The sequence below is a fragment of the Microcystis sp. M169S2 genome, from assembly GCF_020245865.1.
GTDB classification, from domain to species: Bacteria; Cyanobacteriota; Cyanobacteriia; order Cyanobacteriales; family Microcystaceae; genus Microcystis; species Microcystis ichthyoblabe_A.
This window is the reverse complement of record NZ_JADBUB010000164.1, coordinates 1-3,131: the sequence shown is the minus strand read 5'-3', so window position 1 is coordinate 3,131 and position 3,131 is coordinate 1. Positions and strand designations below refer to the sequence as shown.

The window sequence follows — 3,131 nt, the reverse complement described above, 5'->3', positions numbered from 1 at the left end:
TGGGAAGAATAAATAAAAATAATCTCCTGACTCCTGACTCCTGACTCCTATCTCCTAACTCAATGTTAGACAAAGATAAGCAAAAGTTATTTATTGACTCCAAAAACTTGAGAATATTTAAATTAACATTCCGCAATATTTACAAATTCTTAAGAATTAATTGAGAAAGATTTTTATTTAACAACGATGTTACAATGGTTACAGCGATTTTACTGAATTTCATAATGGGTTATTTTGTGCTTTTTTGGTCAGCAAGGGTTGAAACCCTTGCCACACCTAGAGGGTGATCCCAATTAAGACAGGTAAATCAGTCAATTTCACCCACAACGATGATCTTTTTTTTATGTAGTTTTATTGCAAAAAAAAAGTTTTTTTGACAAAAAGCACAAAGTATGCAGGGGTAGTTATTGCAGAGAGGGGAGAAGGGAGAGGGGAGAAGGAAGTAAAACAATCTCCTGTCTCCTGACCCCTGAACACTGACGACCGACTCCTGACTACTTCAAAGGGGTTTACTCTACGACCCAGGGAGTGATGGCGGGAGTCCAATTAGCCAATTCTGCATCGCTAAACCAGAGACTAACTTCATCTTTGGCGGTATCTGGACCATCGGAACCATGGATAAGATTGCGTCCGACACTAATGCCAAAATCACCGCGAATCGTACCAGGTTCAGCATTGAGGGGATTAGTGGCGCCAATAATTTTTCTAGCGGAGGCAATTACTCCTTCTCCTTGCCAAACCATGGCCACCACGGGGGAGGAAGTAATAAAATCGACTAAAGAACGGAAAAAGGGTCTTTCTTTATGAACAGCGTAGTGTTTTTCCGCTAATTCACTAGAAACCTGCATCATTTTCAACCCAACCAGCGTAAAACCTTTAGCTTCAAAGCGTTGAATAATTTCCCCCACCAGATTGCGCTGCACACCGTCGGGTTTAATCATTAAGAAAGTGCGTTCCATACTGCCTCTTAAAATTTAGCCATAAATTGTCACAAAACCCAGATTAACCCGGAATGGCATCCTAGAGAGTGGCAGAATTTCGCTTCAATTGCTGAGTTAGCTTGCTGTCCGACTGAGATAGAAAGTTTTCGTTTTTTCTCCCGAAACCCTGGAAAAACTTTTTTAGTAAACCCTAAATATAGTGGTAATTTAGAGAATTACTGGGAAACAAAAGGTAAAAAGGATGATTGTAGCGGCGAATTGCCTTCGCCCTCTTTTAATAACTTCTGCTTATCACTATAAGTGGGAGAGAGTCACAAATATTGAGATGCACCCAAAAGATGAGTCTAAAACTTTACTTTTTGCGTCATGGCGAAACCACAGCCAGTCAAACGGGTAGTTTTTGCGGTCGATTAGACTTGGAACTAACCCCAGCAGGCTATGAAATGGCCAAGGATTTCGCCCTTGCCTATCGAGATGTGCCTTGGACAGGCATCTATTCTAGTCCCCTCAAACGCACCATGGCCACAGCCACCCCTTTAAGCGAACTCTTGGGTATTCCCATCCACAAACGGGAAGGATTAAAAGAGATTGCCTACGGCCAATGGGAGGGAAAAACCGCAGCCGAGGTTAATCGGGAGTTTCATGATGATTATGTGCGCTGGTTAGCAGATCCGGGCTGGAATTCTCCCACAGGAGGCGAAAAAGGCATCGATATCGCTCGTCGCAGTTCGGAGGTATTAGAGGAAATCGACCATAATCACGATGATGGCCATATTTTGATCGTTTCCCATAAAGCAACGATCCGAATCATGTTATGTTCTCTTTTAGGCATTGATATCGGCCGTTATCGCGATCGAATTGCCATGCCCGTGGCCTCGGTAACGATCGTCGAATTAGCCGAACACGGTCCCCTCTTTCAAGTTATAGGCGATCGCTCTCACCTCCGCAATGACCTGCGCTCGCGAGCGGGAACCTAACCAGTCAACAGTAACAAGGGAAGCCCCGGATTTGGTCTCCTGAAAAACTATGTGCTTGATGTTATATTTTCTGCGACACGGACAAACGGCCTATAGCAAAACGGGAGGATACTGTGGTACTCCAGAAAATGATCCCGGTTTGACTGCCGAAGGCATCGAAATGGCCGAGGAATTCGCCGATGTCTATCGTTCTTTACCTTGGCGTGCAGCCTATGTCAGTCCCCTCCAAAGAGCTATTCAAACCGCTAAACCCCTCTGTGAAGCGGTGGGACTAAAATTAGAAATCCGGCAGGGATTACAAGAGATCGGTTATGGTCTTTGGGAAGGTATGCACCCTAACGATATCGATCGTCAATATCATGATCTCTATGTGCGTTGGTTGACGGATCCCGCTTGGAATGCTCCCCCCAACGGGGAAAGGGGCATCGATATCGCCCGTCGTTCCGCAGCCGTTTTGGAGGAAATCGAACACACCCACAGTGATGGCAATATCTTGATTGTTTCCCACAAGGCCACCATCCGGATCATGCTCTGTAGTCTGATGGGCATCGATGTGGGCCGTTATCGCGATCGATTTGAAATGCCCGTGGCAGCTGTCAGTATTGTCGAATTAGGCAGTCGTGGCCCGCTTTTCCATGGCATCGGTTTACGTTCCCACCTCAGTGAGTACCTGCGTTCTCTTCCTTGCACCTAATCAGTTATCAGTGATCAGTTATCAGTGATCAGATGTCAGTTTTGATACTCAATCCGGTTATTAAAAACTGATTATCTATTCCCTCTTTTGCCTCTTGCCTTTTGCCTGTCCTGATATGTAGCCTATACTCAACGGATTTAGCATTACTTCCCACTTGATCATTCAATCCAAGCTTTTGGGGGGTAGAACCCCCCAAACCCCCCGCTGGGGGCGTGGCGCGGTCACTGAGCGTGTCGAAGTGCCGCCCCCAAACCCCCCGCGCATTAGTTTTTCGGTGGGATGCTTACACGCAGCTGCTGACACATCTGTAATCATTTAAGAGTCACTCCACTTGCAGGAGTGCCTCTCCTGATATGTAGCCTATACTCAACGGATTTAGTATTGTAAAGTTTTGTAAAAAATATATGCAAATGACTGCAAACAACTGCTAATATGGTTAGTACAAGTTTACGTTGCAGTTCACATGAAACTATCAGATTATGCTAAGAAAAAAGGGATCAGTTATGACACTGCTTGGAG

3 protein-coding genes are annotated in these 3,131 nt (G+C 45.1%); 2 read left to right on the top strand and 1 reads right to left on the bottom strand.

The genetic code is table 11. The features are described 5' to 3' along the window. Positions 1 to 509 precede the first annotated feature (509 nt). Positions 510 to 959, bottom strand: a complete 450-nt coding sequence (ndk, locus tag IM485_RS16250; RefSeq protein ID WP_002800982.1) for a nucleoside-diphosphate kinase — start codon at positions 957 to 959, stop codon at positions 510 to 512. Positions 960 to 1,279: 320 nt separating this feature from the next. On the opposite strand from ndk, the gene IM485_RS16245 reads away from it, so the two are divergent. Together IM485_RS16245 and IM485_RS16240 are read left to right on the top strand one after the other, a co-directional pair. Continuing rightward, positions 1,280 to 1,918 carry a histidine phosphatase family protein gene (locus IM485_RS16245; RefSeq protein ID WP_104396154.1) on the top strand — a complete coding sequence of 213 codons (639 nt, stop codon included), beginning with the start codon at positions 1,280 to 1,282 and terminating at the stop codon, positions 1,916 to 1,918. A 49-nt stretch (positions 1,919 to 1,967) separates the two neighbouring features. Further along, entirely contained in the window at positions 1,968 to 2,612 is a 645-nt protein-coding gene (locus IM485_RS16240) for a histidine phosphatase family protein (RefSeq protein ID WP_002759710.1), read from the top strand. Positions 2,613 to 3,131 lie beyond the last annotated feature (519 nt).

Bases quoted from the DNA above. Each gene is read 5' to 3' on its own strand.
- IM485_RS16240 (WP_002759710.1), top strand. From the start codon at position 1,968: ATGTGCTTGATGTTATATTTTCTGCGACACGGACAAACGGCCTATAGC.
- ndk (WP_002800982.1), bottom strand. From the start codon at position 959: ATGGAACGCACTTTCTTAATGATTAAACCCGACGGTGTGCAGCGCAAT.
- IM485_RS16245 (WP_104396154.1), top strand. From the start codon at position 1,280: ATGAGTCTAAAACTTTACTTTTTGCGTCATGGCGAAACCACAGCCAGT.